This window comes from Rhodopseudomonas palustris (assembly GCF_034479375.1).
Classification (GTDB): Bacteria; Pseudomonadota; Alphaproteobacteria; order Rhizobiales; family Xanthobacteraceae; genus Rhodopseudomonas; species Rhodopseudomonas palustris_M.
Genome location: NZ_CP140155.1, coordinates 3,126,393 through 3,152,228 on the forward strand (window position 1 = coordinate 3,126,393; position 25,836 = coordinate 3,152,228).

Genomic DNA, 25,836 nt, shown 5'->3' on the forward strand with positions numbered 1-25,836 from the left:
TATCTGGCCCGATAGAAAAGCAAGCTCATGCAGACTGCACAAGCACAAAGGGTGCCACGCCGGTGCTCAGTATTCGACACGTTCTTTGAGGACCCGTCGCTTCTCACCGCAACTTTCTGTCTCTTCGCGAGCAAGGCTGCAAAGTATCAGCAATGATGCGACTGCCGACAGCTACCCGTGAGAATTCGACCCGCAAGCCACTGCGGGACCACCACCGGGAGCTACCAACCCAACTCCGGTGACGTGCCACAGCCTGTCACACGCTCCCCTGGTTACCTGAACCTGGCCAATGGCTATTCGCGCTTCACGATAGCTCAAAGTGACTTGAAGACATCCTCCATGCCTTCGAACAGAGTATCGGCATTCTCGGGGGAGAAGACGAGCGGAGGCCGGATCTTCAGCACGTTTGCGCCGGGCCGAGATGCGCTGATCAGAATACGACGCTCACGAAGCCCATTGACGAGTTTCGTCGTCGTGGCCGCGTCGGGCGATTTCGTTGCCATGTCGGAAACGAGTTCCACCCCGATGAAGAGGCCGGCACCGCGGACATCGCCGATAGCCGGATACTTCTCCGCCAATTGACGCATGCCATCCTGGATGTAGGCGCCGACGTCGCGCGCTCGTGCGACGAGGCCCTCCTCCTCGATGACTTTCAGGACCGCCATGCCGGCCGCAGCGGCGATCGGGTTGCCACCAAACGTATTGAAGTAGCGCGCCTTCTCTCCAAAGTCGGCGACCAGTTCGGGACGAACGATGACACCCGCCATGGGATAGCCGTTTCCCATCGGCTTGCCGACCGTGACCAGGTCCGGAGACACGCCATGTCGCTCGAAGCCCCACATCGAGTCGCCTGTTCGGCCGAAGCCAGGCTGCACTTCGTCGGCGACGAAGAGACCTCCCGCCCGATGAATGGCATCGACGGCCTGCTTCAGAAATCCCTTCGGACCGGCCACCACGCCATCGCTGGAGAAGATCGTGTCCAGGACCGCGATCTCGTCGGGCGCAACCGACTGACTTCGCAGCAGCCCCCGCAGCATCGCCCCGACGAATACTCGCCAGTCCGCAGAATCGGTATGCGAAGGTTGCTCGATTCTCTATCCATCGGCCCGCCAAGCCGATGCGGGGAGTTGACCCGCGAACCAAGATGTTGGTGTTTTCCAAAGTGTCTTCTGTCAATAGCCCACCGACAGTTGGGACATCCAGGGCGAGGACATCGTTGGCAGCTCCTCTCCAACCATGCACCTTTCCTACCTATCAACGGGTCTACGACGTGCAATTCTGGAGTCGCCCGTGAACAATTCGAAAGCCCTTGATTTTGCTGGCTGATCGATTGGGATAAGTATTTGATTTTGTAGGAAAGCAGCGGGTTGACCTCGATTTTCTCGCGTTTTGGGTTTCTCCTTTCGGCGGTTTGTGATTCCTTTGGTGGCATGTTCGTCTTCCGGGAGGGGCGATGAGCAAGCCGCGCGACGATCGTCAGGTGGAGTTGTTTCGGCCGGCGCTGGAGCAGATCATCGATCTTGGACATTCTCTGGTGCGGCTGGCCGGAGAGCTCGAACTGGGCGATTCTGGAGAAGCGCTTCTGATACCTTACCCAGGCGGAGGAGCTTTTAGATCTTATGCTTTTCCCCCCTCGAAGCCCTATCATCCACCCATGAGACCTTCGCTATCGCACTGAGGGCTTTGCCCAGTCAACAAGTTCGAAAATTCGACATATCGTCGACGATGCCGTGCGATTCTCTATCGCAGTGCGTATCAGTGGATCGAGAAAATGGACTTAAACGCTTTGATAGATTTCCCACGACCGCATCCGGGATGCTAATAAGCCCCCGAAATGATTGCAGGACGTCTGCTTATGGCCCAAAACAGACATCGGCGATGCTGCCGCAGCACCACATCCCTTATCAGACCGGTAGCAGGAGGGTAGACTAGGGAAGCTGAGAGCTCCGGTCGATCTGGGCCGCAATCTAAGGCGGGACGATCTTCTTCGTGTTCAGGGTCGTTCGCTATCGCGCATGAAGCTGGTCGAAGACCAGGTCGAGCAGATGAAGAACCCGCTGCGCGGTCTCGTCTGATCGGCACATAGAGTCGGCGACGCAAGGCCTTCATGAAAAAGCCCGGCATGGCTGCCGGGCTTTCGTTTCTATCAGCTACGTTGATCAGGGCCGCGTCGGAGCAGGTCCGATCGATTTCGGCTTGAACGCCTCGACGGCGACGGTGGCACGGGCCGCAGAGAGCGCTCCATCCCTGACCTTCTTCATCAGGTACTCTGGAATGCTGGTCGCGCTTCTGGGTCTCCGAACACTTGGAGATCCTATATGGAGAGAGGGTGCGTTATGAGCACAGGCGGCCGACCACAACGGGCCGTTGATGTTCGCGCGGATCGGCGAGAGCAGAATGGTCCGCCGGCACCACCCTGATCCACCGGTGCCGCTGCGCAAAGACCGCCCATGAGGCCGTCGCCCGCTGAAGCGCGACGAGTCATGACCAGACCGAAAATGTTGTGCGAAGTGTTGTACGGGCCGCTGAGCGGGTTCCGCGAGATCGGCGCAAATGATGCTAAGTGATTGATAATGTTTTGGTAGCGGGAGAGGGACTCGAACCCCCGACCCCAGGATTATGATTCCCGTGCTCTAACCAGCTGAGCTACCCCGCCACTGCGTCCGGCATCGGCCTGCGGAAAACCGCGGCCGTGGGAACGCGCGGCATATAAGAAGTCGTGCGCCGCCCTGTCAAGCAATCGCAGGGCAATGGCTGAAGTCGGCGGAAAATCCGCTATTTCGGCTGCACGCTCTGGTCGCCGCCGGGCGAGCCCGGGGGCGGGATCACCCGCATCGTGCCGGTGTCGGGCGTGGGCGCACGAATCTCCGGATCGACACCGGCGGGTGGGCAGAGCACGCCATCGGAGCGGGCGAGCTTGTCGCCGAGCGGCTCCTGCGTCTGACCGGTGGTCGCGCCGGGTGGTGCGGTGCCGGGCGGATGAACCCTCGCCGCGCCGGGCGGGCATCCATTCGAAGAGGGAGTGGCGGCGGTCGGCGGCGATTTCGGCGGCGCCTGCGCCAGCGCAGGAGCCGCAACCATCGACAAACAACCGAATGCGAGCGCGAGTTTCCTGATCATGCACGTCAACGTGCATGGCGTCGTGCAGTTCCGGCCCGCGTTTAGAGCTTGCGATAGCGGATCAGCGAGAAATGCCCCATCGGCGGCATCGGCCGGCGTTCGGCGAGTTCCACGCCGCCATGCCGCGCCGCCCAGTTCACCAGCCGGGCCCACGGAAACTCCGGGCGCCAGCCTAGCCGGCGCGCGAGCGGTGCGAACGCCAGTTCGAAAAGCTTGCGCGGGCCGCTTTCAGCGCCGATGTGGTTGACCAGGATCAGTTCGCCGCCGGGCTTCAGCACGCGGATGAAATCGTCGAGCGTCGCTTCCGGGTCCGGCACCGCGGTGATGACGTATTGCGCCACGACCGCGTCGAAGAAGTTCTCCGGGAACGCCAGATTTTTGGCGTCCATCACCGCCAGCGTCTCGACATTGGTGAGATTGAGGGTGCGGACGCGCTCGTGCGCCCGGCGCAGCATCGGCTCGGAGATGTCGACGCCGCACAGCCGCGTCGTTTTTGAGTAGTCCGACAGCGACAGCCCGGTGCCGACGCCGACGTCGAGCACCCGCCCGCCGATCGCATCGGCCACCGCGATGGTCGATTGCCGGCCGCTGTCGAAGACTTTGCCGAACACCATGTCGTAAATCGGCGCCCAGCGCGCATACGCCTTGGCGACGCCTGCGCGGTCGATATCGTTTGCCATGCCCCGCCCCGAAATCCTTATCCGCGCATCGCAGCCAGCGCCGGCGACGCCGCGTCGTCGTGCGCCGGATCCGCGATCGATCGCGGCGCGGCGCTCTTGATGAAGCCGCCGCCGAGCACGCGGGCCTGGCCTTCCGCCGCGTCGTAGAACACGCAGGCCTGGCCGGGCGAGACGCCCTCCTCGCCTGCCACCAGCTCGACCTCGTAGCCGCCATTGACGGCGCGCAGCCAGGCCGGCTGCGGCGCGCGGGTGGAGCGCACCCGCACGAACAATTCCAGCCCGTCGCCGACCGCCTGATCGAGCGCGCCGTCGCCGATCCAGTTGACGTCGCGCAGCACGATCCGCTCCATCCGCAGCGCCTCGCGCGGACCCACAACCACGCGCCGCCGCGCCGCGTCGAGCCGCAACACATACAGCGGCGCCCGCGAGGCGATGCCGAGACCGCGGCGCTGACCGACGGTGAAATGCACGATGCCCGGGTGGCTGCCGAGCACGCGGCCGTTGAGATCGACGATCTCGCCGGGCTCCATCGCATTCGGCTTCAATCGTTCGACCACATCGGTGTAGCGGCCGGTCGGCACGAAGCAGATGTCCTGGCTGTCGTGCTTGTCGGCGACCGACAGGCCGAACTGGCGCGCGAGATCGCGGGTCTGCGGCTTGGTCATGTCGCCGAGCGGGAAGCGCAGGAAGTCGAGCTGGTCGCGCGTCGTCGCGAACAGGAAATAGCTCTGGTCGCGATCGCGATCGGCGGCGCAGACGAGCGCGCGCGAGCCGTCGGCGAGACGGCGCGACGAGACGTAGTGACCGGTGGCGAGCGCCGAGGCGCCGAGTTCACGCGCGGTCGCCAGCAGGTCGCGAAACTTGACCGAACGGTTGCACTCGATGCACGGCACCGGGGTTTCGCCGAGCGCGTAGCTGTCGGCGAAGCTGTCGATCACGGATTCGCGGAAGCGGCTCTCGTAGTCGAGCACGTAATGCGGAATGCCGATGCGCGCGGCGACGTCGCGGGCGTCGTGGATGTCCTGGCCGGCGCAGCAGGCGCCCTTGCGATGGGTGGCGGCGCCGTGGTCGTAGAGCTGCAGCGTGATGCCGACGACATCGTAACCCTGCGACTTCAGCAGCGCGGCGGTCGCCGACGAATCGACGCCGCCCGACATCGCCACCACGACGCGGGTGTCCTGCGGGCGTCCTTCCAGATCCAGGCTGTTGAGCATGGTGTCAGTCATACGCTGCGATCGCGGGGCGAGCCGTCGCGACCATTCCTTCCGCCTGTCCGGGAAGCGGTGAAGCCAGATTCCGCAAACCGTCGTGAATGCCGGTCTTTAATATAGGCCGACTTTCGGAGGCGCAATGCGGCGGCCCCGGTTTTGCGGACAGGCTAGGGCAATTCTTGCCGAGACGGGCAGAAACGGCGCGGCAGGAGCCCCGCCCGTTGCCCGAATGCGAAAGCTAGGTTACTGAATAGGCTAAACAATTTCACCCCGGCCCGGCTGGCCCGGTCCTTGCTGAGATGGGCGTAGATCAGTGTGAGAGCTCGCCCCGTGTTGAATGCCCCTTCGGATATCGTCTCGACCGCGCAGGCGCCCGCGCAGCGATCGACCGCACGCCAGGACCGGTCGTCTCCGACCGACAGTTTCTCGTCGCTGGTCGACAGCAACATTGCGCTGGAGACTGCCAGCAGCCAGCCCGCGACTGCGCTCGACCCGCGCCCGTCCTCGAGCGCGGCCGACGACCGCATGGCCAGCAATCGCCGCAACGATGCGGCGGACCAGAACCGCGCCGGCGATCGTAGCGACGACAGCCGGCGGACGTCGAATGCCGACAGCAGCAAAGAGGCCCCGGCGCGCGACGGCGCGACGCGGTCGGACGCGGCCGGGACCTCGAAGGCCGGAGACAGCGGCAAGGGCAAAGACGCCAAATCGGCCGATGACAGCAAGTCCGGCGACAGCAAAGACGGCACCGACACCGCGGCCACGGACCAGAGCCAGACCGCTGCCGAGGCCGTGCCGACTACCGCGCCCGTGGTTGCACCGGTCGCCGTCGCAGCAGTCACAGTCGACGCCCCGGCGACCGACGCGGCCGGAACGTCAGCGGAGGCGATCGGCGATGCCGCGACGGCCACGGCCGCCGGGCCGCTCGCCCTCGCAGCCGCCGCGGCGCTGAAGGCCAAGACCGCAGTCGTCGACCTCGCTGCGACCGGCCAGCAGGCCGAGACCACCGCAACCGAGACGGCGACCGCCACCGGCGTCGTCGCGCTCGATCCCAAGCTCGCGGCGCTGGCGACGCAGCCCAATGCCGGCAAGGCCGGCGCCAAAGCGACGGCGCAATCCGATCCTGCCGCCACCACCACGACCGCGGCGACGCCGGCGACCGTCGACGCGTCGGTTCAGGGCCTGCAGCAGACCGGCGCGGCGCAGCCGCAGACGGCTCCGGGGGAGCAGGCGAAAACCACCGAGGCGACTGCCGCCGCCGTCGAGCAGGCGAATGCGCAACCCAAGGCCGCGGCCCGTCATCACGCCGCCGACGCGTCGGCGCAGTCGCTGACCGACTCCAGTTCGCTGCCGCAAATCCAGGTGCCGGCGACGCAGCCGCTGCAGGCCTCGACCGCGACCCAGCAGACCGCTGCGTCGCCGCAGCTCACCGCGGCGCTCGCGACCAACGCGCCGGTGGCGATGCAGGATCTCGCGGTCACCATCGCGGCGAGGGCGAACGGCGGCGCCAGCCGGTTCGATATCCGGCTCGATCCCGCCGAACTCGGCCGCATCGACGTCCGCATCGAGGTCGACCGCAGCGGCAACGTGACCTCGCATCTCACCGTCGAGAAGCCCGAGACGCTGGCGATGCTGCGGCAGGATCAGAACCAGTTGCAGCGCGCGCTCGACAATGCCGGGCTGAAGACCGGCGACAGCGGCTTGCAGTTCAGCCTGCGCGACCAGTCGTCGTCGTCGTCGGGTCAGCAGCAGGGCCAACAGCAGGACGGCGGTCGCCACGCGCAACGGCTGGTGATCAGCGAGGAAGAGCTGCCGCCCGCGGTCGCCGCCGGACGCAGCTACGGCCGCATGCTGGGCGCCAGCAGCGGCGTCGATATCCGGATCTGAGGAGTCATCACCATGTCAGCCGCAGCCACCACCGCGACGACGCCGTATTCGGCCCCCAACCCGAACTACACCGCGACCTCGACGTCGAGCTCGACCACCGGCATCGCCGACAATTTCCAGACCTTCCTGACGCTGCTGACGACGCAGTTGCAGAACCAGAACCCGCTGGAGCCGCTGGACACCAACCAGTTCACCCAGCAGCTGGTGCAGTTCGCCGGCGTCGAGCAGCAGCTCAAGACCAACGAATCGCTGTCGTCGCTCTTGAAGCTGCAGTCCACCGCGCAGACCACGCAGGCGATGAACTTCATCGGCGCCAACGCCGTGGTCGACGGCAGCAAATCGCACTACGACGGCAAGACCGCCGGCTGGTCGCTGTCGACCGAGAAGCCGGTAACCGCGCAGGTGTCGATCCAGAGTTCGACCGGGCAGACGGTGTATTCCGGAAAATTCACGCTCAACGCCGGCAAGAACCAGGGCTTCACCTGGGACGGCCGCGGCAATGACGGCGCACAATGGCCGGAGGGCGACTACACGCTGTCGGTGGTCGCGACCGACGCCGCCGGCCAGCAGGCCACCGTCTCGACCCAGATCCAGGGCACCATCGACTCGGTCGACCTCACCCAGTCGCCGCCGATGCTGTCGATCGGCGGCCAGACCTTCTCGCTCGACCAGATCAAGAGAGTGGTGAAACCAGGCACCGGCACGACGACGTGACGCCGTCGCGCGGCTCGATCTGACGCCGTTTCTGCGGGCGAAACCGCGTTACTGCCCGACCAACTGATCGGCGAAATACGCGATCGTCTTGCGATACACCAGAGCGCGATTCCATTCGCGCATTGCCTCGAAATTCGGCGTGCCTTCTTCGTAGGAGCCGCCGGCGCGCCAGCCCGCGGTCTTCAGCAGATTGGCGGTCGAGGCCAGCACGTCCGGCACGCTGTGGCGCAGATCGACGTGGCCGTTGCCGTCGAAATCGACGCCGTATTTGATATAGGACGACGGCAGAAACTGAGTCTGGCCGAGTTCGCCCGCATAGGCGCCGACCATGTCGCGCATCGTGAGATCGCCGCGCTGCACGATCTTCAGCGCCGCCAGCAATTCACCCTGAAACAGCTCGGTGCGGCGGCAGTCATGCGCCATCGTCGCCAGCACGCGGAACACCGGCAGCTTGCCGATGTCGCCCTTGCCGAAGTCGCTCTCGAGCCCCCAGATCGCCACCAGGATCTGCGGCGGCACGCCGAACTGGCGCTCGATCCGCGACAGCAGCGACGCATGACGCTGCAGCATGGCGCGCCCGGATTTGATCCGGCCGGCGCCGACGCGGGTCGCGACGTACTGCTCGAAGGTCTTGTTGAAGGTGCCGCGCTGGCGACGATCGAACGCCAGCACCGCGGGGTCCGGGGTGACGCCGCCGAGCGCCTGGGAAATCACCTCGCGTGAAACCCCCGCCTGCGCCGCCTCGGCCGAGATGCTGGCGATGAAGGTGTCGAAATCGCCGCCACAGCGCGCGGCCTGGGCGGGCGCAGCGGCGAGGAGCGCGCAACCCGTGGCGCAGATCAGAAGGGCAAGACGCAAATGGGCCATTTAAACCATTCTCCAAATCGGCAGGGGCTGAGGCGAGCGGCGGATCGAGGATGCCGCCGAGATCGATGCGTATTGATGCGTATTGCGAGGACAATGCGGCGAATCTAGCATTTCTGGCCTGCGGTTGCGAGGCGCACTCCGGCGCGCCATATTGACGGCAGCATCTTGATCGAGAGTCGATGATCGGCGGATGAACGACGGGCCCGCCGACGACGAACCGACAGCCTGTCAGGAGAGGACCGCAACATGCCCCGCACGCTTCTGCGGCAACCGCTGTTCCGATTGCTGGCGATCAATCTGGCGGGTGGCGTCTGCCTCGCGGCGCTGCTGCTCGGCGGCTTGCTGTGGGTCAATCCGGGCCATCTGCGCGAACTGATCTTCGCAGACAGTTCGCCCGGCACCGCGCTCGGCCTGCTGATGTTCGGCTTCGTGATCACTTTCGGCAGCGCCGCGATGGGCTCGGCGATCATGGCGATGGGAACCGACCTGCGCGGCGGCGATCGCGGCAAGCGCCGGCCGTTCGACCTGATCCCGGGCGCCCAGCCGATCCCGGTGCGCGCCGAACGCGCGATACGGCCGGCGCGGCGGCGGAGCGAACCGCGGTTTTGAGGGCGATGCGCGGGCCCAAACCACGCCCCGCACGTCGGCAGTTCGTCGCAACTCAACAGTGTCAGGCCCGCGCCTGTCGCGGGCATTTTGGTTTCGGGCGCCACCAAAACGTGGATGGCCGGGACGAGCCCGGCCATGACGTAGGGATGAAATCGCGGACCGATCAGGCCGCGCGGCGCTGATGCCGGCCTTCGCGGATTTCTTCGATGATCTTGCTCGAGAACGCTTCGAGGTCGCCGGGATTGCGCGAGGTGATCACGCCGTTGTCGGTGACGACGGCGGAGTCTTCCCACTTGGCGCCGGCGTTGATCACGTCCTGCTTGATCGAGTGATAGGACGTCATCTTGCGGCCCTTGGCGATGCCGGTTTCGATCAGCAGCCACGGCGCGTGGCAGATCGCCGCTACCGTCTTGCCGGCGTCGAAGAACGATTTGATCAGCTTCAGCGCATCGGCCTCGACGCGCAGCAGATCCGGATTGATCTGGCCGCCGGGCAGCACGATCGCGTCGTAATCGTCGGCCTTCGTGGAGCCGAGCGCCTTGTCGACCTTGACCGGCCGGCCCCAATCCTTGCCGTCCCAGCCCTTGATCTCGCCCTGTTCCGGCGACACGATATCGACCTGCGCGCCGGCCGCCTTGAGGCGATCGCGCGGGGTTTCGAGTTCCGACTGTTCGAAGCCGTGGGTGGCGAGAATGAGCACGCGCTTGCCGTCGAGTTGGCCTGCCATGAGGAATCTCCGTATCCGATTTTGCTTGCGCCCCGCCCTGCTCCGCTAATCGACAGCGCGTGTGATCGTTCCGGGCGCATCAGCGCCGTCGTCCTGAGAGCCTGCCCCGGACTTGATCCCGGGTGCTCGCCCGATAGGGCGAGCCTCGAAGGATGCGGACACGAGGGCCGAGCTTGCGGCTCATCCTTCGAGGCTCGCTGCGCTCGCGCCTCAGGATGACGGAGTGCAAGTTGAGAACCCGCACGCGCCGACAGGTTCAGATATCAAACAGCCACGGTCATTCGTTCTCGCGGCGCCGAAGCGTCCGAGGTTTGCACCCGTCGCTTCACAGCGAGGGGTGGGGGCGCGCCGCGTGGCGCGAAGGTGGTGAGGTTCGCGAGGGCTTGCGATCCCTCGCGCAACGCCTCGTCGGCGCGCCCACCGCGGCGATTTTGGGCGTCGGGACCGTTCTTCCGGGAACACAGCGGTGCGGGATCTCCCCGGCCTTGCTGCGCCCGTCCAGCCACGAAAGCGGCAGCCGCTCGTAGTAGCGGCGGACGGTGACCTCTGCCTCCCGGACGCGTGCTTGCGAGGCACGACGCGCAGGACGCCGCGTCCATCCGGCTTTGCCGACCAGCGTCAGCTCCGCCGAACCATCGTTCCGGACCGGTTGCCCGGCCCGCCGATCTGTCCCGCTTGTACGACGCCTCGCGAAGCGCCCCTCACGGACAGGACGACGCGGACTATAATCATAATAGGATTATTGTCAAGAGGCGCGGCGTGACCCGAACGCGAGAGCTCTCATGTCGCCGCGTCGGCTTGATCCGCTTCCGCCTCGACCGCTGCCGGCGGCCAGAACACGGTCAGCCACACCGTCGCCTCGCCTTGCGCGGTCGCGTCGACGCGGTGGCGGCAATGCGCCGGGATGTCGACCCAGGCGCCGGGCGTCAGCGGCAATTCGCGTCCGTCGCCGAAGCGCAGCGTCGCCGAGCCCGCCAGCAGCACGACGAATTCGTCTTCGGCCTGGTCGTACCAAAACCCCTCGGGACTCGCCTGGCCGAACGAGACGATGCGCTCGATGCGGACGCCGCCGCGCGCCAGGAGCGTGTCGAGCGTTTCGTCCGGACCGGCGGGCGGCAGCGGTGCGAGCAGATGTCCGGTTTGCATGGGCAAAATCCTGAAGCTCGAGTCTTCGGCGGCGGGTGACCGGTGGCCGGCGCCCCACCCTGCAGTGCAGCGCATTTTAGCGCCTGTTTGGCGGGCAATCTGCTTGTGTTTCGCGGCCGGTCGTTTCATACCCCATCCGCCCGCGCCGGCCGCCTGCCGACGCGCCTCGCAGCGGCGGCCCCGCTCCCGACCAAGGGACGATGCGACCGCCTCGCGCTGTTTGTCCGACGTCAAGGAAGACGCCGGCCGATCGGCGTCGGATGAAGCGGGGCGCGGCGGATCGCCAACGGCCGGCGGTCCTCACTCAGCCAATCCGACCGGAGCCTTCCGTGCGCCCTGCCGTCATTGCCGCGACCGGCCTCTACACCCCGCCCGAGAGCATTTCGAATGCCGAACTGGTGGAGGCGTTCAACACCTATGTGGCGAACTTCAACGCAGCAAACGCAGCCGCGATCGCCGCCGGGCAGATCGGGCCGCTGCTGCCGTCGTCGCCGGAATTCATCGAGAAAGCGTCCGGCATCAAGTCGCGCTACGTGGTGGCGAAAGCCGGCATCCTCGATCCCGAGCTGATGCGCCCGGTGATCCCGGAGCGGCCGAACGAACAGATCTCGCTGCTCGCCGAGATCGCCGTGAAGGCGGCCGACGAAGCGCTGGAACGCTGGGGCAAGCCCCGCGCGCGGATCGGCGCGGTGCTGTGCGCCTGCTCCAACATGCAGCGCGCGTATCCGGCAATGGCCGTCGAGGTGCAGGACGCACTCGGCATCGGCGGCTTCGGCTTCGACATCAACGTCGCCTGCTCGTCGGCGACCTTCGGCATCAAGACCGCGGCGGATTTCATCGCCACCGGGTCGGCCGACGCGGTGCTGATGGTCAATCCCGAGATCTGCTCGGGGCATCTCAACTTCCGCGACCGCGACAGCCATTTCATCTTCGGCGACGTCGCCACCGCGGTGATCGTCGAGCGCGCCGACGAGGCGGAGGACGGCTGGGCCATTCTCGGCACCCGGCTGAAGACGCAGTTCTCCAACAACATCCGCAACAATTCCGGCTTCCTCAACCGCGCCTGTCCGGAAGGCCGCGACCTCGCCGACAAGCTGTTCGTGCAGCAGGGCCGCAAGGTGTTCAAGGAAGTGGTGCCGATGGTCTCCGACATGATCATCGACCACGCCGCCGAGATCGGCATCGACCCGCACGCGCTGAAACGGATGTGGCTGCACCAGGCCAACATCAACATGAACGAGATCATCGGCCGCAAGGTGCTGGGCCGCGATCCGACCCGCGAGGAGAACGTCATCATCCTCGACGACTACGCCAACACCTCGTCGGCAGGCTCGATCATCGCCTTCCACAAGCACCAGGACGACATGGCCCAGGGCGACCTCGGCCTGATCTGCTCGTTCGGCGCCGGCTACTCGGCCGGCACGGTGTTCGTGCAGAAGCGCTGAGGCGCGACCGCCGCTCAGGCCCGCGCCTTCACCACCGCGTCGAGCGCCGACCCGGCACCGGTGTCGAACAGCACGAAGCGGTTGCGGCCGGCGCGCTTGGCGGCGTAGAGCGCCGCATCGGCCTCCGCAAAAGCGGCGTCGATCGAACTGCCCGAAACCACCCGGCAGCCGCCGATGCTGACCGTCAGCGCGATGTCCTGACCATCGTCGGAGCGGATCGGCGTGGCGTTCATCGCGGCGACCATGCGCGCGCACAGCGCCCGCAGGCCGTCCTGGTCGCAATCCTCGACCAGCACGACGAACTCGTCGCCGCCCCAGCGGGCGCAAGTATCTCTCTCGGTCAGCAGCGGCGCCAATCGCCGCGCGGTCTCGCACAGCAGCCGATCGCCGGCCAGATGGCCGAACGCGTCGTTGACGTCCTTGAAGTCGTCCAGATCGATCAGCACCAGCCCGGCCGACCGCGGCACCAGAGGCGACCTCGCCAGCCACTGCTCGAACACCTGGGTGAAGCCGCGCCGGTTGGGGATCTCGGTCAAGAGATCGATATTGGCGAGACGTCGCAGCTTCTCGGTCCGCTCGTCGACCAGATCCTCGAGAATGCGGGTGTGGTCGCGCACCGCGTGCGCCATACCGGACAGGGTGCGCGACAGCCGGCCGATCTCGTCGCTGCCGCGATCGACGACGATATGGTCGAAGTTGCCGTCTTCGACCCGTCGCGCCGCCGCCTCGACGATCGCCAGCCGGTCGAGCACGACGCGCCGGAACAGGATGGTGACGAGCGCGACCGCCGCGGTCATCATGAACACCAGCAACAGCGCGATCGGGGTGAACAGGCGGCGATCGATGATGGCGTCGATGTCCATCAGCGTCACGTTGAACCAGCCGAGCCGATCGAGATAGCCGACCCCGACCAGGAACTCGCGCCCGCCGATGTTCATGAAGCGCGATTCGACCGCCGCGGGGCCGGCGGAGACGCGCTGCATCATGGCGGCGAGTTCGGCGGCGTCGGCCGGCTTGTCGACCTGCTGGAAGATCGTCTTCTTGGTCTTGGTGTCCTTGGTGAGGCTGTGGAAATCGACCATCCCCGGATCGCGATGCGCCTGGATGGCGCCGGCGCGATCGACGAACATGCTGGTGATGCCGGTCTGCGGCAGCGCCACCACCTCGCGGATGAATTCGCTGAGGTCGACGCCGGTGCCGATCACGCCGAGAATCCGGCCCTGGTCGGCGATGACGCAGTTGATCCAGACCTTGGTGACGGCGAGATTGTCGTCGCGGTCGACGTTGAGCTGGCAGGCCTGGCCGGCCGCGATCGTCTTGAAGTACCAGCCGTCGCGCGAATTGTCGCGCTTGACCTGATAGCGGAGCTGCTTGCCGTCATAGCTGCCGGCGGCGTCGTTGAAGTAGTAGTTGCCGGACTGGTGGACGACGAAGAAATAGCTCTTGTCGTGGAACGACAGCCGGTAGTGCTCGAGCTCGGCCAGCCCGCGCGCGGTCTTGTCCGGATCGGCCTCGTCGCGGGCCCAGGCGCGCACCGCCGGCGAGCGCGCCACCGTCTCGGCCAGCGAGACCTCGCGGATCAGCGCCTCGAGGCCGCGATAGCGATCGAACAGCACCTGCTTTTCGGCGAACAGCGTGCCGAGCGCGACCACGGTCTTGCGGGTGAGGAATTCGAAGGCGACATAGGCCGGCAGGGCGACCAGACCGAACACGCAGACGGTCACGACCAGGAACCGCGTCTTGAGGCTGGTGGCAATCTGATTCCAGAGGGCGCCCATCGTGCTTGGTGTCATCTCCGCCGAAACAGGCCGTCGTTCCGAGCGACCGCCGAAGAACCCGGCATACAATCAAGATCTGAAGGCTTCTCTAATGGCTTACCGGCGCGCGCGCAGAGCTGCCATCTGCCGCGAGCCGCGCATGATCGTGTCGACCGGCTCGCTCATCGATCGCCGCGCGGATCATCAGACATGCGTCATCGCCCCTGTTGTTTGGACGGCGCGGGGACGCCGGTGGTTCTAGCGCGAATGGGCCGCCAGCCCCTTCGCCGCGCCACAAACGAGGGCGCGCGGAACGCCGGACGCGCGATGCGTCCGCAGCCTCATGCGCAAAGCAAAAAAGCGCATGAGTTAGAAACCACGAAAGCACCGACACGTCCGGCGTTCCGCACGCGGTGAGGCTTCCGGCTTGCTTCGTGCTCTCCCCGGTGGCGTTTAATACGCTTGGGTTCGTCACCGTCGGGACTGAGCGGCGCGGACGCGAGCGTCCTCACCTTGGTTTCCTGCGGCCGGTCGGCGTGCAGGCGCTCCATCCCTTGACGCCAGCGACGGGCGTCGGGACCACACGATTTGGGCCGGCGCGCAAAGGCGATGCAGATGGGGCGCATCTCCGCCCCGGCCCGCATCGCACAGCGTCGTCGTCATGCGCCTGAAGTCCGGCGGCTCCATAGACCCCGAGGCCAGGCCCTGCGGACCTCCTGCCTCAAAGCCCCCTGCCGCCTTCCCTCCGCGCCCGACGCTGCCGCGTCCACCGCACCCCGCCCCGCGACTAGTGACGATCGCGAGCCGCCCCTCGGTATTGGAGCGGGATGGATAGGAATATATACTGGTGTGGGAATTTTGTCAAGAGCAGCAAGCGACCGCGATGGACGCCCCCCCCGCGAGAACATCGGCGATCACAAACAGACCTCTCTTCAAACGAAAATTGTGATGGATGTCTCGACCTGGGATAGGATTGATAAACACTTGTGATACGAAGATGGCCTTTTGCGCTGGGAAACAAGACTGTATGAATGATCTCGACAGAATGCTCAGCCATTGGTTCTTGTCATAAAGGCCGAACCTCGTGCGCTACGAGCTCGTAGATTGTCTGCTATAAACGTAGCTAACTTTTCAGGATCCTTCCACTTGGTTGTTCTTCGAGTCGGATCAAAATCATTTAAACGGATGACTGATCTAAGCGTATCTAAAGGGAGTTCACGTAGCCAAAGCAGAAAATCGTCGGCGCTACGAACTGCATTCTCAGCATATATGTCTGGAATCTTCGCCGAATTGTCGCGAGCCTTCTTCGGTTTGATTGCTTCTTCGCGGACCGGGATGGTTTCTAAAAGGCCGTTTAGCCTGTCCGAGAAAGCCGCATTTTTTTCGGCCTCCTCTGCAATCAGATCAACGAGACCTCGCAGCAAGACCATCAACTCTTTTTCTTTTCGCATAGCTGTCTGATTTCTCGTGTAAGGCCATGAAGTGCGGAATATGCTGCGCCATACTTCCCTTTGAAAGTTCGGATGTCAGCATCAACATCGGCACCGCGGGCGACATCTACGGCTTGCGGTATCGTGTTAGCAAAAAGTGCTGGCTGGGTCACATCATTGCCTTCGCTGAATCGACCTAACCGGCCGTCTTGCAGATCAGCAATCACGCGGCGGTGCAGATTGTTGCTTTGTACCTTCGTCGCAACAATACCAAGAGAGGGTATGGGCCGACCAATATCGCGCGCGAAGCGGGCCACATTGTCGACGATCTGATAAATTCCCCAAGTGGAAACAATGTCCGGAATAGTCGGAATTATGTACCCGGTTGAGATGCGTAAGCCATTTTTGGTAACAGTTCCAAGGCTAGGAGGACAATCGATGATAATGTAATCGTATCGATCCATTATCGGTAAAAGGGCGTTTCGCAAGATATCCAGCGGGCTTGCGGTAAAATTGCCAGCCATCGCGATCATTGGGATGCGATCCTGCATCTCAATCAATCGAATGCTCGATGGCAAAAGATCAAGCCGTGCGATTCCGTCATTTATTCGCGACACCCGATGAGCGATTGCCTTCTCAATATCAAACTTTGACGCGGTATGCGGATTGAGCCGATCTTCAAAAAGCTGAGCTACCGTTCGTCCATCTTTATCCATCTCAGCCCATTGCTCTTCCGAGATTAGCGTGACGGTCGCATTGGTTTGCGGATCAAGATCGATCAGCAAAACATGCTTGCGTTCTTCCTGTGCAAGCATCTCAGCTACCGCGACGGCCGTCGTTGTTTTTCCGACGCCCCCTTTTAGGTTGATGAAGCTCAGGATGTGAGTCTCTTCACCCTTGAAAACCTTCACCCAAGCCTCAACTGCCTCACGATTCCAGACTGGTCCGCTTTGCAATTGTTGCAGTGGCTTTGGAAAATCGTCGTACCGAAGCCGCCAATTGGAGACCGCCTGCTTTGAAACCTTAGCCATTTCAGCAACTTCCGCGATTCCCACCAGTTCTGATCTCGCTGCCATCACAACCCTGCGCTTGCGTTAATTACACACGAAATAGAATTATGTGTACATATTACACAAAATTGCTATTCTTGCCTGGCCGTCAACATATACGAACCTGGCGGTTATGTCAGTGGCGAATGCAATAGCAACATCAGGAGAATCGAAATGGGAGACGATAAGACAATTCGCGGTCCCGCAGATCGTGCACGAGTGAATGTTCATGAAGACTACGAGGTAAAATACTGGACGCAAAAGTTTGGGGTCTCGGCCGACCAGTTGCGTCGCGCGGTAAAGGCTGTTGGCCCCATGGCTCGCGACGTGGCCCGTTATCTTGGAAAACCTCTCTAGCAAGCGCAGCCCGGATGGAGCGAAGCGAGATCCGGGGTCTGCGCTTTGCCCCGGATTGCGCTCCGCTTCATCCGGGCTACAAACTGCCTACTGTCGGACGCCTGTTCGTACTATTGGGTCGATTCGGTTTTGGCGCGTAGGGCGGATGAGCCGAAGGCGTCATCCGCCGCGATCGGAGTGGTGGGTTACGGCTGCGCCTAACCCACCCTACGGATCTCCGCCTGATAGCAACGGCCCTGGATTTGGCACGGCCTCCTCATCCTGAGGAGCCCGGCGAAGCCCGCAGGGCGGAGCCGGGGCGTCTCGAAGGATGGGGCCACGGGGGCCTGCGGCGCATGGTTCGAGACGGCGCTGCGCGCCTCCTCACCATGAGGCGGTACGGGTCGTGAGATCTGCGAATCACCAAGGCTGATTGCATCAGCAAGCGTGGTCCCGGATGTCGCTTCGCTCATCCGGGCTACGGGACCGCGGCTTTCCGGTGCCTCTCGACTCGTCATCCCCGCGCAGGCGGGGATCGATACGCCGCAGCGGCTCGCCAGGGGCGATGAGGTCGACGCCGTTCGTTCGACTGCCGGGTCAAGGGTTATGGGTTCCCGCCTGCGCGGGGACGACGGGTTGCGCGGCCGTCAGGCGGATGAGCCGAAGGCGTCATCCGCCGCGATTGGTGACGGTGGGTTACGGCTTCGCCTAACCCACCCTACGGCTCCTCGTATTTGGACGGCCTACGTGTCGCGCTGCTCGCGGCTGTGGAAGACGCGCAACATCAGGACCGCTTCGGCATCGAACGTGTAGCGGAGCACATAGACCGCGTTGAGCACCGGCAGATTGAGCTGGCGATAGCCGCCGGGGCCGGGACGCCCGATCCGCGGATAGTCGGCAATCAGCCGCGCCTGCTTGACGATTTCGGCCGCGATGCGATTTGCGATGGCGGGATGGTTGTCGCGGAGAAATTCGGCGAAGCGTTCGAGATCGGCGACGGCAGTGTCCGACCAGACGAGCTTTACGGTGGACTTCTATCGGCTTCTGGGAAACGGCTTGTAGTCGGGCGTGCCCCATGTGGCGAGCCAGCGTTCGACCTCGTCCTGCGGGTAGGTCGCTTCCTCGCCGGATTTGATGGCGGCCACCTGCCGATCGAGTTCGGCGAGGTCTTCGGGAGAAATCTCGACCGGGGTCTCGGCCAGCGCCGTCAGGCCCGCGACCAATTCGGCGACCGAGACGCCCTGCGCGTCGGCGCGTTCGCGAAGACGGGTTGCGGTGGTCTCGTCGACCTCGATCAGGTGCCGCTTTGATGCCATCGGCTCTGCCTCGGCTTCATCACAGGTGGAAGGTGGGCACGGCGCAAGCGCGCCTTTGCCCACCCTACTGTCGTCAGTTGTCCAGGAAGCTCCGCAGCTTCCGCGAGCGGCTCGGGTGCTTCAGCTTGCGCAGCGCCTTGGCTTCGATCTGGCGGATGCGCTCGCGGGTCACCGAGAACTGCTGGCCGACTTCTTCCAGCGTGTGGTCGGTGTTCATGCCGATGCCGAAGCGCATGCGCAGCACGCGTTCTTCGCGCGGGGTCAGCGAGGCGAGCACGCGCGTGGTGGTCTCGCGCAGGTTCGACTGGATCGCGGCGTCGATCGGCAGCACCGCGTTCTTGTCCTCGATGAAGTCGCCGAGATGGCTGTCCTCTTCGTCACCCACCGGGGTTTCGAGCGACAGCGGCTCTTTCGCAATCTTCAGGACCTTGCGGACCTTCTCCAGCGGCATGCCGAGCTTTTCGGCGAGTTCTTCCGGGGTCGGCTCGCGGCCGATCTCGTTGAGCATCTGCCGGCTCGTGCGCACGATCTTGTTGATCGTCTCGATCATGTGCACCGGAATACGAATGGTGCGGGCCTGGTCGGCGATCGAGCGGGTGATCGCCTGCCGGATCCACCACGTCGCATAGGTGGAGAATTTGTAGCCGCGGCGATACTCGAATTTATCGACCGCCTTCATCAGGCCGATATTGCCTTCCTGAATGAGATCGAGGAACTGCAGGCCGCGATTGGTGTATTTCTTGGCGATCGAGATCACGAGACGCAGATTGGCCTCGACCATTTCCTTCTTGGCCTGGCGCGCCTCGCGCTCGCCCTTCTGCACGCTGTGCACGATCTTGCGGAATTCGCCGATCTCGAGCCCGGTCAATGCCGCCATCGACTGGATCTCCTGGCGCAGCTCGCGGATCCGGTCCTTCTCGTGATGGACGAAGTTCTTCCAGCCCTTGGCGGAGAGTTTCGAGACGCGGTTGAGCCAGCGCGGATCGAGCTCGGAGCCCTGATAATTGCGCAGGAAGTCCTCGCGCGCGACGCCGTGGCTGTCGCCGAGGCGCAGCAGCCGGCCTTCGAACGACACCAGCTTCTTGTTGATGTCGTAGAGCTGCTCGACGAGTGAGTCGATACGCGCCTGATTGAGCCGCAGCGACTTCACCTCGACGATGATTTCGTCCTTGAGCTTCTTGTATTTGCGCTCCTGCGAGGGCGACAGCGACGGCCCCTGGGACGCGCTCTCGAGCTGGTTGGCGATGTCCTGCTCTTGCAGCTTGCGCAGCTTCTTGTAGTTGTCGGCGATCTTGTCGAAGGTCTCGACCACCTTCGGCTTGAGTTCGGCCTCGATGGCGGCGAGCGACATCTGGTTCTCGAACTCGTCGTCGTCCATGTCGCCATCGGCGGCGCCTTCGCCACCACCCTCGCCGGCGGCCGGGGCCGCGGCGGGCGCGGCGCGCTGCTGCGCGGGACGGAACGGCGTCGCCGACGGCGGCGCGGCGGGCGGCGCGACATGCGCGGGCGCTCCGGCATCGCCTTCGCCCTCGGCCTCGGCGGTGGTTTCCTCGCCGCCCTCGCCGGCCATCGCCGGGTTCATATTGGCCTTGGCGTCGGGGCCGGCGTAGGTCGCCTCCAGATCGATGATGTCGCGGAGGAAGATCTTTCCTTCGTTGAGCTCGTCGCGCCAGATGATGATCGCCTGGAAGGTCAGCGGGCTTTCGCAGAGTCCGGCGATCATCGCCTCGCGGCCGGCCTCGATGCGCTTGGCGATGGCGATTTCGCCCTCGCGCGACAACAGCTCGACGGTGCCCATTTCGCGCAGATACATGCGCACCGGATCGTCGGTGCGCTCGCCGGGCTCGGACTTCTTGGTCTCGGTGACCGCCTTGGCGGTGACTTCGACGAGGTCGTTATCGGGCTCTTCCTCGGCCTCGTCCTTGGCGTCCTCGTCGTCGCTGTCGCTTTCCTCGGCCTCGGACACGTTGATGCCCATATCGGACAGCATCGACATGATGTCCTCGATCTGCTCCGGCGAGGTGGTGTCGGACGGCAGCACTTCGTTGAGCTGGTCGAAGGTCACGAAGCCGCGCTTCTTGGCCTGCTTGATCATCTTCTTGACGGCCGCGTCCGACAGGTCGAGCAACGGCGAGGGAGCGTCGGCGGAGTCCTTCTCCGGCGCGTCGGCCTTGTCGTCCTTTTCCTTGTCTTTCAACTGAACCGTCTTCGCCTTGCTGGCCATTCACTGCTCCTGAACGCGCGCATGATGGTCGCGTCGCCGCGCCGCCAAAAACTCGCCTTAAACTTGCCTTGCCGGGTGAGACGCGCAAAGGGCGGCGCTCGCCTGCGCCACCCGACACGATCCCGCTTGGTGGTTTCCCAAAAATGGTGCCCGAAGGCGTTCTACCGGAATGCCGTTAAGCCCTTACTAACCCTGTTTTTGCAGCCTAGGCGCGGGTTTGGCGAGTCTTTTCACGGCACCCGCCGTACCAACCGCCGCGAACCCGGTCACACGCTCCGATGAAACCGGCCCGATGACTGGCCGAATCCCTCGATCAGCGCCTCAGTCCCTTCCACTTCCGAGAGCCGCGCCTTGACGTCCCTCAACCAGGCGACGTTGGCCTCGCTGCCGTCTTCACCCAAAGCCAGCTCGGCATCCTTCAATTCCCTAAGTAAGGAGTGCGATTGTCGATGCAAGGCAACGAGTTGCTGCCACGTCGAAAGAACGTCCTCGGGCGCAGCATCAGGCCCCGCGCCCCACACCGCATGGGTCGTGATCGCGCGTTCAAGGCGTTGCAATTGCTCGGATAAACCCGCCTTGGCGAGATCGGCGCGAAGTTTTTCGGATTGTCCCGCCGGATCGTCGCCCTGATGGTGGTCGGCCGCGAAGGCGGCGATGATCGCCGCCCGCAGCCGGTGCGCCTCCGGATGGGCGAATTCCAGCGCCGCGACCTCTTCGAGGTGGTCGTGCAGCAGCCAGGGGTGGTTGAGCAGCGATTGCAGGATCAGCGCCTCGCGGCGGGACAGCGCGCTGCGCTGGCCGCGCATGATCGGGCTCGACGCCAGATCGGGGCTGGAGACCTGATACGGCCCGCGCCCCTGCGGCGGCGAGCTGAGCCCGGTCTGCCGGCCGAACGGCGCATAACGGCCGCCGCCCTGTGGAAAACTCCCGCGCGGCGCAAACCGGCGGCCCGAATCAGCGCCGCCGCGCGCGCCGCCGCCGGCCCGGAAGCCGCTCCCGAAGCCGCCGCCAAAGCCACCCTGCGGTGCGAAGGCGGCGCGCAGCCGCTCGGCCCAATCCTGCCGATAATAGCGCCGCACCACCTCGTCGCGGATGCCGTTGGCGAGTTCGTTGATCCGCGCCTCCAGCGCCGCGCGGCGCTCCGGCGTGGCGAAGCTGCCGCCCTCGGATTCGCGCGACCACAACAGATCGGCGAGCGGCCGGGCCACGCCGATCACCTCCTCGATCGCCAGCCTGCCGCCGGCGCGGGCGAGATCGTCGGGGTCCTGGCCCTCGGGCAGCAGCGCGAAGCGCAGGCTCTTGCCGGGCTTCAGATGCGGTAGCGCCAGATCGGCGGCGCGATAGGCGGCCTTCTGGCCGGCGCGGTCGCCGTCGAAACACAGGATCGGCTCGTCGGCCATCTTCCACAGCAGTTGAAGCTGGTTCTCGGTCAGCGCGGTGCCGAGCGGCGCGACGGTGGCGGCGAAGCCCGCCGTGACCATGGCGATGACGTCGATATAGCCCTCGACCACGATCACCGACGCGGCGCCGGTCGGCGTCGCCTTGCCGGCCGCGTCGTGCGCCGCCTTGCGGGCGGTGGCGAGGTTGTAGAGGTTGTCGCCCTTGTGAAACAGCGGGGTTTCGGGCGAGTTCAGGTACTTCGCCGCGACGTCCTTCTCCAGCGCACGGCCGCCGAAGGCGATCACCCGGCCGCGGATGTCGGTGATCGGAAACATCACCCGGTCGCGAAACTTGTCGAACGGCACCGGGATGTCGTCGCCGGCCGACAGCAGCCCGGCCTCGATCATGCTCTCGACCGAAACGCCGTGACCGCCGAGATGCTCCTTCAGCGCGAAGCGATCCGGCGAGGCGTAGCCGATGCGGAATTTGACCTGGGTCGAGGGCAGGATGCCGCGATCGGCGAGATAGCCGCGGGCGCGAGCGCCGGCGCGCGAGGCGAGATTCTCGGAGAAGTACACCGCCGCCATTTCCATGACGTCGTAGAGCGAGCGGCGGCGCTGCTCCTGCCGCGCGGCGTCGGGCGTCGCGGCCGGCAAGGCGAGGCCCGCCATCGCGGCCAGCCGCTCGACCGCTTCGGGGAAATCCACCCCGTCGGTCTGCATGATGAAATCGAAGATCGAGCCGTTCTTGCCGGACGAGAAATCGAACCACGCCTGCTTCTCGTCATTGACGAAAAACGACGGCGTCTTCTCTTGTTGAAAGGGCGACAGCCCCTTCCACTCCCGCCCGGCCTTCTTCAGCTTGACCCGACGGCCGACCACCTCCGACACCAGCAGCCGGGCTTTCAACTCGTCGAGAAATTGCGGCGAAAAGCGCATGGGGTACGGAGGCTCTGGGTCGGGCGCGGGGGCGCCAACCGATTAGGGATATAGGGCTCGCGCCGGCAATGCCGAAGTTCGATTGGCTTATACCGGCTTTCCACAGGCGCAGACCGGTCTCGCGCCTGTCCGTCAGCGACCCGAGCGGTCGCACATGACGATTCGCGCTCGCCGCGAACATCACCCTCCCCTGGAGGGGGAGGGTCGGCACGCAGCCCGCAGAGCGGGATGCGGGACGGGGTGGGGTGAGAAGCGGGCACGGCGGACGAACTCTTCGCCACCCCACCCCGCTCGCTGGCGCGAGCGACCCTCCCCCTCCAGGGGAGGGTGAAGAGGGTGCCGGGGGGACACACGCGCTTGCCTGGGTCAGCGCCCCTCGGACGAAGCCAACGCGCACGCCAAGATGTCGTCTTCGTCGAAAACGTGCTCGGCGATCGCGTAAGGGGGGCCGGCATACCAACTTGGATCGTGATCGCGATCGAGGCGAATGGCGGCAATGGTGCGCGTGCCGACGTCGGTGCAGCGCCAGCGTCCGGCTTCAGTGAGGAATTCAGTGCCGATCTGAAAGTCCGCGTGAATCATCATCCGGCCTCAGGCTCAATCTTCGCGACGATGCTACCAATGCGGGAGACGAGCGATCTTAACACGTTGTCAAATTCTCGCAATATTCCGCATTGCAGCATAAGAATTCGTCGCTATATCAGGGTCAATTCGCAACTGCGGCAGGTTTGATCTGCCTCATTGCTGCACCGCATAAGCGGGATTGAAGTGCCGCACCCACGCGCGATGCGCGGGGGAGTCGGGGGAGAGCGATTCACCAAGGTCCAGGGCTCACTTGCGCCGTTTCCGGCAACGGAACCGGGCGCAGTCGACCAATAAGGAGCCAGAACCATGGCGAATTGTAACTGTTGCAATGTGGAAATGACGTCGCTCGGCGTGGAGACCGTCGACGGCGTCTATGCGATCCACTCCTGGAAATGCGACGAATGCGGTCACGCGCTCGACATCGCGACCGCGGCGGTCGACGCCTACGACTTCCCGAGCTTCTGCCTGACCGAGCCCGGCAATCCGGAATGGCTGACGCTGCTGCCGCTCGCCGGCAACGCCCATATCGAACTTCATCTGAACCGCTAGAGCAGTTCCGTTTCTGTTGGAATCAGAATTGGCGCGCTGGGACGCTGACCCCAGGCGAAACCTCATGGTGAGGAGGCGCGTAGCGCCGTCTCGAACCATGACCGCCAGCGATGCGTCGCCCCATCCTTCGAGACGCCCGGCTTTGCCGGGCTCCTCAGGATGAGGATTCAGTGCATCTCGAAAGGCTGTGTCGCTTCAATCAAACAATGAACCGCTAACTCGCCCGACGCAGCTTCAGCCGGCACTGTCCGGCTGAAAGCGTCCCGAGACGATGTGCGGCTGTCCCGCGACATCCCAATTGTAGATGTAGACGTAGGCCGTGATCACCGCGCCGCTCCGGAGGGTGACGTGTGCGATCTCGCGCCGGTACTCCCTCGGTTCGGGATAGTCCTCGGTGCAACTCTCGTAGTCGTCGAGCCGCGCCAGCAGCTCGCGCGGCTGTCGCATCCGGAAGACTTCGCCGACCACGATGTCGGCGGGACCCGCGGCCGCGACCAGGCCCGGATAGTGCCGGATCCGGTACAGCCGGCCCGGCATCGTCGCCGCGCCGAGACATTCGGCGCCGGCGGACAACAACCGCGCCATCGGATTGTCGAAGCCGCGCATCAGCGTGCCGTAGACGAACAGCCGATCGAGCATCGTGCCTCCGAATGAAGATCTACACGTCCGCGCGGCCTGAGCGCCTCATCGATTGATCGAAGCAATCCGGCCTTTCCAGAGGCACTGAGTCCTCATCCTGAGGAGCCCGGCGAGGCCGGGCGTCTCGAAGGATGGGGCAACGCAGTGCCGGTGGCGCATGGTTCGAGACGGCGCTGCGCGCCTCTCACCATGAGGATGTACTTGCGGCACGAGCTGCGCATCATCAAGCCTGATTTCACCTCGAGCAGAACGGCTCTAAGCCGGCACCGCGCTGACCGGCGCGGCCGTATCCTCGCCGGCCGAGACGACGTTGATGCTGACGTCCATCCGCAGAAACTCATCGGCGCCGCCGAAATAGCTGCCGTGCAGCGGCACCGCCTGAATCGGATCGCGCGCCACCGCCACCCGCACCAGATCGCGACTGCCGATGATGCCGTTGGTCGGATCGAACTCGATCCAGCCGGCGCTGGGCAGATACACCTGCACCCAGGCGTGGGTCGAGCCGCCGCCGACATAGCCGTGCGCGCGGTCGCCATGCACGAACAGATAGCCGGAGACGAACCGCGCCGCGATGCCGAGCCGGCGCAGCGCCTCGATCATCAAGAGCGCGAAATCGCGACAGGTGCCGGAGCCGGTCTGCAGCGTGTCGAGCGGATGCTGGGTGCCGTGGGCATGGCGCTTGCGATAGCTGAACGCGCCGCGGATGCCGTGGGTGAGACCGCTGAGAATCTTGAAGGTCGGCGTCGAGCCCTGGGCATCGAGAAAGCTGAGTGCCCAGGCCGACAATTCGCCATCCGGATCGCCGTATTGCGGGCGGATGAACGGCTCGAGGTCGGGAAACTCCTCCTCCTCGTACAGGAACGGATAGAAGAACGCGCGATCGTCCGGCGTCAGCGCGAACTCCTCGCTGGGATGATGCTCGACGGTGGCGGTGGAATCGAAGGTCAGCGTGGTCGCGCGCCGGTCGAAGGTCGCGATTGCGACGCTGTTGCCGAACACGTCGTGAATCCAGCGCAGCGACGCCGGCTGCGGCGTGATCACCAGCGCGCCCTGCAGCATCCGCAGGTCATGGCTGTCTCGCGGCCGCAGCATCACCCGGTGTTCGCCGAAGGCGACCGGATGGGCGTAGTGATATTCGGTGCGGTGAGTGATGGTCAGCAGCGGCATGGACAATGATCTGGATCTCGACTTTGCGGTGCCGGAACGATACCAGCGTTGTTGGGGGCG

The 25,836-nt window shown here is 64.6% G+C and carries 22 protein-coding genes, 1 tRNA gene and 1 pseudogene; 6 read left to right on the forward strand and 18 right to left on the reverse strand.

Going from position 1 to position 25,836, the window contains the following annotated elements; genetic code table 11:
* Positions 1–314: 314 nt before the first annotated feature.
* The 5 genes from SR870_RS14175 to mnmA all read right to left on the reverse strand — a co-directional run bounded on the left by SR870_RS14175 (position 315) and on the right by mnmA (position 5,014).
* Positions 315–1,037 carry an aspartate aminotransferase family protein gene (locus tag SR870_RS14175; RefSeq protein WP_322514189.1) on the reverse strand — a complete coding sequence of 241 codons (723 nt, stop codon included), beginning with the start codon at positions 1,035–1,037 and terminating at the stop codon, positions 315–317.
* Between the two features lie 1,542 nt (positions 1,038–2,579).
* Positions 2,580–2,656: transfer RNA gene (locus tag SR870_RS14180), tRNA-Met, on the reverse strand.
* 119 nt (positions 2,657–2,775) lie between these two features.
* Positions 2,776–3,120: a hypothetical protein gene (locus SR870_RS14185; protein ID WP_322514190.1), complete on the reverse strand. Its 345-nt coding sequence runs from the start codon at positions 3,118–3,120 to the stop codon at positions 2,776–2,778.
* A 41-nt stretch (positions 3,121–3,161) separates the two neighbouring features.
* Positions 3,162–3,800, reverse strand: coding sequence for a class I SAM-dependent methyltransferase (locus tag SR870_RS14190; protein ID WP_322514191.1), 639 nt, complete (start codon positions 3,798–3,800; stop codon positions 3,162–3,164).
* 17 nt (positions 3,801–3,817) lie between these two features.
* Positions 3,818–5,014: a tRNA 2-thiouridine(34) synthase MnmA gene (gene mnmA, locus SR870_RS14195; RefSeq protein WP_322518272.1), complete on the reverse strand. Its 1,197-nt coding sequence runs from the start codon at positions 5,012–5,014 to the stop codon at positions 3,818–3,820.
* Between the two features lie 327 nt (positions 5,015–5,341).
* Here mnmA and SR870_RS14200 point away from each other — a divergent pair, with 327 nt between their 5' ends.
* Positions 5,342–6,898, forward strand: coding sequence for a flagellar hook-length control protein FliK (locus SR870_RS14200; RefSeq protein WP_322514192.1), 1,557 nt, complete (start codon positions 5,342–5,344; stop codon positions 6,896–6,898).
* A 12-nt stretch (positions 6,899–6,910) separates the two neighbouring features.
* Positions 6,911–7,612, forward strand: a complete 702-nt coding sequence (locus tag SR870_RS14205) for a flagellar hook assembly protein FlgD (RefSeq protein WP_322514193.1) — start codon at positions 6,911–6,913, stop codon at positions 7,610–7,612.
* A 48-nt stretch (positions 7,613–7,660) separates the two neighbouring features.
* Here the strand turns inward: SR870_RS14205 and SR870_RS14210 are convergent, their stop codons facing one another.
* Positions 7,661–8,479, reverse strand: coding sequence for a lytic murein transglycosylase (locus tag SR870_RS14210; protein WP_322514194.1), 819 nt, complete (start codon positions 8,477–8,479; stop codon positions 7,661–7,663).
* 246 nt (positions 8,480–8,725) lie between these two features.
* Between SR870_RS14210 and SR870_RS14215 the strand changes: the two genes are divergently transcribed.
* Positions 8,726–9,088: a hypothetical protein gene (locus SR870_RS14215; protein ID WP_322514195.1), complete on the forward strand. Its 363-nt coding sequence runs from the start codon at positions 8,726–8,728 to the stop codon at positions 9,086–9,088.
* A 163-nt stretch (positions 9,089–9,251) separates the two neighbouring features.
* Here SR870_RS14215 and SR870_RS14220 read toward each other — a convergent pair whose 3' ends face one another.
* Complete coding sequence (locus SR870_RS14220) at positions 9,252–9,815, reverse strand: type 1 glutamine amidotransferase domain-containing protein (RefSeq protein ID WP_322514196.1); 564 nt, start codon at positions 9,813–9,815, stop codon at positions 9,252–9,254.
* Between the two features lie 780 nt (positions 9,816–10,595).
* Positions 10,596–10,961: a cupin domain-containing protein gene (locus tag SR870_RS14225; protein WP_322514197.1), complete on the reverse strand. Its 366-nt coding sequence runs from the start codon at positions 10,959–10,961 to the stop codon at positions 10,596–10,598.
* Between the two features lie 329 nt (positions 10,962–11,290).
* Between SR870_RS14225 and SR870_RS14230 the strand changes: the two genes are divergently transcribed.
* Positions 11,291–12,406, forward strand: a complete 1,116-nt coding sequence (locus SR870_RS14230) for a beta-ketoacyl-ACP synthase III (RefSeq protein WP_322514198.1) — start codon at positions 11,291–11,293, stop codon at positions 12,404–12,406.
* 14 nt (positions 12,407–12,420) lie between these two features.
* On the opposite strand, the gene SR870_RS14235 is transcribed toward SR870_RS14230, so the two are convergent.
* The 3 genes from SR870_RS14235 to SR870_RS14245 form a co-directional block, all read right to left on the reverse strand.
* Positions 12,421–14,184 carry a diguanylate cyclase domain-containing protein gene (locus SR870_RS14235; RefSeq protein ID WP_322514199.1) on the reverse strand — a complete coding sequence of 588 codons (1,764 nt, stop codon included), beginning with the start codon at positions 14,182–14,184 and terminating at the stop codon, positions 12,421–12,423.
* A gap of 1,028 nt (positions 14,185–15,212) precedes the next feature.
* Positions 15,213–15,596, reverse strand: a complete 384-nt coding sequence (locus SR870_RS14240; RefSeq protein WP_322514200.1) for a hypothetical protein — start codon at positions 15,594–15,596, stop codon at positions 15,213–15,215.
* Positions 15,593–16,669, reverse strand: a complete 1,077-nt coding sequence (locus SR870_RS14245; protein WP_322514201.1) for an AAA family ATPase — start codon at positions 16,667–16,669, stop codon at positions 15,593–15,595. The genes SR870_RS14240 and SR870_RS14245 overlap by 4 nt, the downstream gene beginning before the upstream one ends.
* A gap of 147 nt (positions 16,670–16,816) precedes the next feature.
* Here SR870_RS14245 and SR870_RS14250 point away from each other — a divergent pair, with 147 nt between their 5' ends.
* Positions 16,817–16,999, forward strand: coding sequence for a DUF3606 domain-containing protein (locus SR870_RS14250; RefSeq protein ID WP_322514202.1), 183 nt, complete (start codon positions 16,817–16,819; stop codon positions 16,997–16,999).
* A gap of 722 nt (positions 17,000–17,721) precedes the next feature.
* Here SR870_RS14250 and SR870_RS24170 read toward each other — a convergent pair.
* From SR870_RS24170 to SR870_RS14270, 5 genes and pseudogenes are all read right to left on the reverse strand, one after another.
* Positions 17,722–17,985, reverse strand: a pseudogene (locus SR870_RS24170) (type II toxin-antitoxin system RelE/ParE family toxin); the annotation flags it as partial.
* 27 nt (positions 17,986–18,012) lie between these two features.
* A complete protein-coding gene (locus SR870_RS14255) occupies positions 18,013–18,294 on the reverse strand; it encodes a hypothetical protein (protein ID WP_322514203.1) in 282 nt (93 codons plus the stop codon).
* 73 nt (positions 18,295–18,367) lie between these two features.
* Positions 18,368–20,518, reverse strand: coding sequence for an RNA polymerase sigma factor RpoD (rpoD, locus tag SR870_RS14260; RefSeq protein WP_322514204.1), 2,151 nt, complete (start codon positions 20,516–20,518; stop codon positions 18,368–18,370).
* 266 nt (positions 20,519–20,784) lie between these two features.
* Positions 20,785–22,836: a DNA primase gene (gene dnaG / locus SR870_RS14265; protein ID WP_322514205.1), complete on the reverse strand. Its 2,052-nt coding sequence runs from the start codon at positions 22,834–22,836 to the stop codon at positions 20,785–20,787.
* A gap of 366 nt (positions 22,837–23,202) precedes the next feature.
* Positions 23,203–23,421 carry a hypothetical protein gene (locus SR870_RS14270; protein ID WP_322514206.1) on the reverse strand — a complete coding sequence of 73 codons (219 nt, stop codon included), beginning with the start codon at positions 23,419–23,421 and terminating at the stop codon, positions 23,203–23,205.
* Positions 23,422–23,727: 306 nt separating this feature from the next.
* Between SR870_RS14270 and SR870_RS14275 the strand changes: the two genes are divergently transcribed.
* The gene (locus SR870_RS14275) at positions 23,728–23,970 is read left to right on the forward strand and encodes a hypothetical protein (protein ID WP_322514207.1); all 243 of its coding nucleotides are present in this window, start codon (positions 23,728–23,730) and stop codon (positions 23,968–23,970) included.
* Between the two features lie 234 nt (positions 23,971–24,204).
* Here SR870_RS14275 and SR870_RS14280 read toward each other — a convergent pair whose 3' ends face one another.
* Positions 24,205–24,609: a gamma-glutamylcyclotransferase family protein gene (locus tag SR870_RS14280; RefSeq protein ID WP_322514208.1), complete on the reverse strand. Its 405-nt coding sequence runs from the start codon at positions 24,607–24,609 to the stop codon at positions 24,205–24,207.
* A 255-nt stretch (positions 24,610–24,864) separates the two neighbouring features.
* Positions 24,865–25,776: a transglutaminase family protein gene (locus SR870_RS14285; RefSeq protein ID WP_322514209.1), complete on the reverse strand. Its 912-nt coding sequence runs from the start codon at positions 25,774–25,776 to the stop codon at positions 24,865–24,867.
* Between the last annotated feature and the right edge of the window lie 60 nt (positions 25,777–25,836).

Excerpts from the sequence above, each read along its gene's own strand:
- SR870_RS14220 (WP_322514196.1), bottom strand. The coding sequence starts at position 9,815 with ATGGCAGGCCAACTCGACGGCAAGCGCGTGCTCATTCTCGCCACCCAC.
- SR870_RS14215 (WP_322514195.1), top strand. The coding sequence starts at position 8,726 with ATGCCCCGCACGCTTCTGCGGCAACCGCTGTTCCGATTGCTGGCGATC.
- SR870_RS14280 (WP_322514208.1), bottom strand. The coding sequence starts at position 24,609 with ATGCTCGATCGGCTGTTCGTCTACGGCACGCTGATGCGCGGCTTCGAC.
- SR870_RS14255 (WP_322514203.1), bottom strand. The coding sequence starts at position 18,294 with ATGGCATCAAAGCGGCACCTGATCGAGGTCGACGAGACCACCGCAACC.
- SR870_RS14270 (WP_322514206.1), bottom strand. The coding sequence starts at position 23,421 with ATGATGATTCACGCGGACTTTCAGATCGGCACTGAATTCCTCACTGAA.
- SR870_RS14185 (WP_322514190.1), bottom strand. The coding sequence starts at position 3,120 with ATGATCAGGAAACTCGCGCTCGCATTCGGTTGTTTGTCGATGGTTGCG.
- mnmA (WP_322518272.1), bottom strand. The coding sequence starts at position 5,014 with ATGCTCAACAGCCTGGATCTGGAAGGACGCCCGCAGGACACCCGCGTC.
- SR870_RS14250 (WP_322514202.1), top strand. The coding sequence starts at position 16,817 with ATGGGAGACGATAAGACAATTCGCGGTCCCGCAGATCGTGCACGAGTG.
- SR870_RS14225 (WP_322514197.1), bottom strand. The coding sequence starts at position 10,961 with ATGCAAACCGGACATCTGCTCGCACCGCTGCCGCCCGCCGGTCCGGAC.
- SR870_RS14205 (WP_322514193.1), top strand. The coding sequence starts at position 6,911 with ATGTCAGCCGCAGCCACCACCGCGACGACGCCGTATTCGGCCCCCAAC.
- SR870_RS14275 (WP_322514207.1), top strand. The coding sequence starts at position 23,728 with ATGGCGAATTGTAACTGTTGCAATGTGGAAATGACGTCGCTCGGCGTG.
- SR870_RS14190 (WP_322514191.1), bottom strand. The coding sequence starts at position 3,800 with ATGGCAAACGATATCGACCGCGCAGGCGTCGCCAAGGCGTATGCGCGC.
- SR870_RS14175 (WP_322514189.1), bottom strand. The coding sequence starts at position 1,037 with ATGCTGCGGGGGCTGCTGCGAAGTCAGTCGGTTGCGCCCGACGAGATC.
- SR870_RS14285 (WP_322514209.1), bottom strand. The coding sequence starts at position 25,776 with ATGCCGCTGCTGACCATCACTCACCGCACCGAATATCACTACGCCCAT.
- dnaG (WP_322514205.1), bottom strand. The coding sequence starts at position 22,836 with ATGCGCTTTTCGCCGCAATTTCTCGACGAGTTGAAAGCCCGGCTGCTG.
- SR870_RS14245 (WP_322514201.1), bottom strand. The coding sequence starts at position 16,669 with ATGGCAGCGAGATCAGAACTGGTGGGAATCGCGGAAGTTGCTGAAATG.
- SR870_RS14210 (WP_322514194.1), bottom strand. The coding sequence starts at position 8,479 with ATGGCCCATTTGCGTCTTGCCCTTCTGATCTGCGCCACGGGTTGCGCG.
- rpoD (WP_322514204.1), bottom strand. The coding sequence starts at position 20,518 with ATGGCCAGCAAGGCGAAGACGGTTCAGTTGAAAGACAAGGAAAAGGAC.
- SR870_RS14235 (WP_322514199.1), bottom strand. The coding sequence starts at position 14,184 with ATGGGCGCCCTCTGGAATCAGATTGCCACCAGCCTCAAGACGCGGTTC.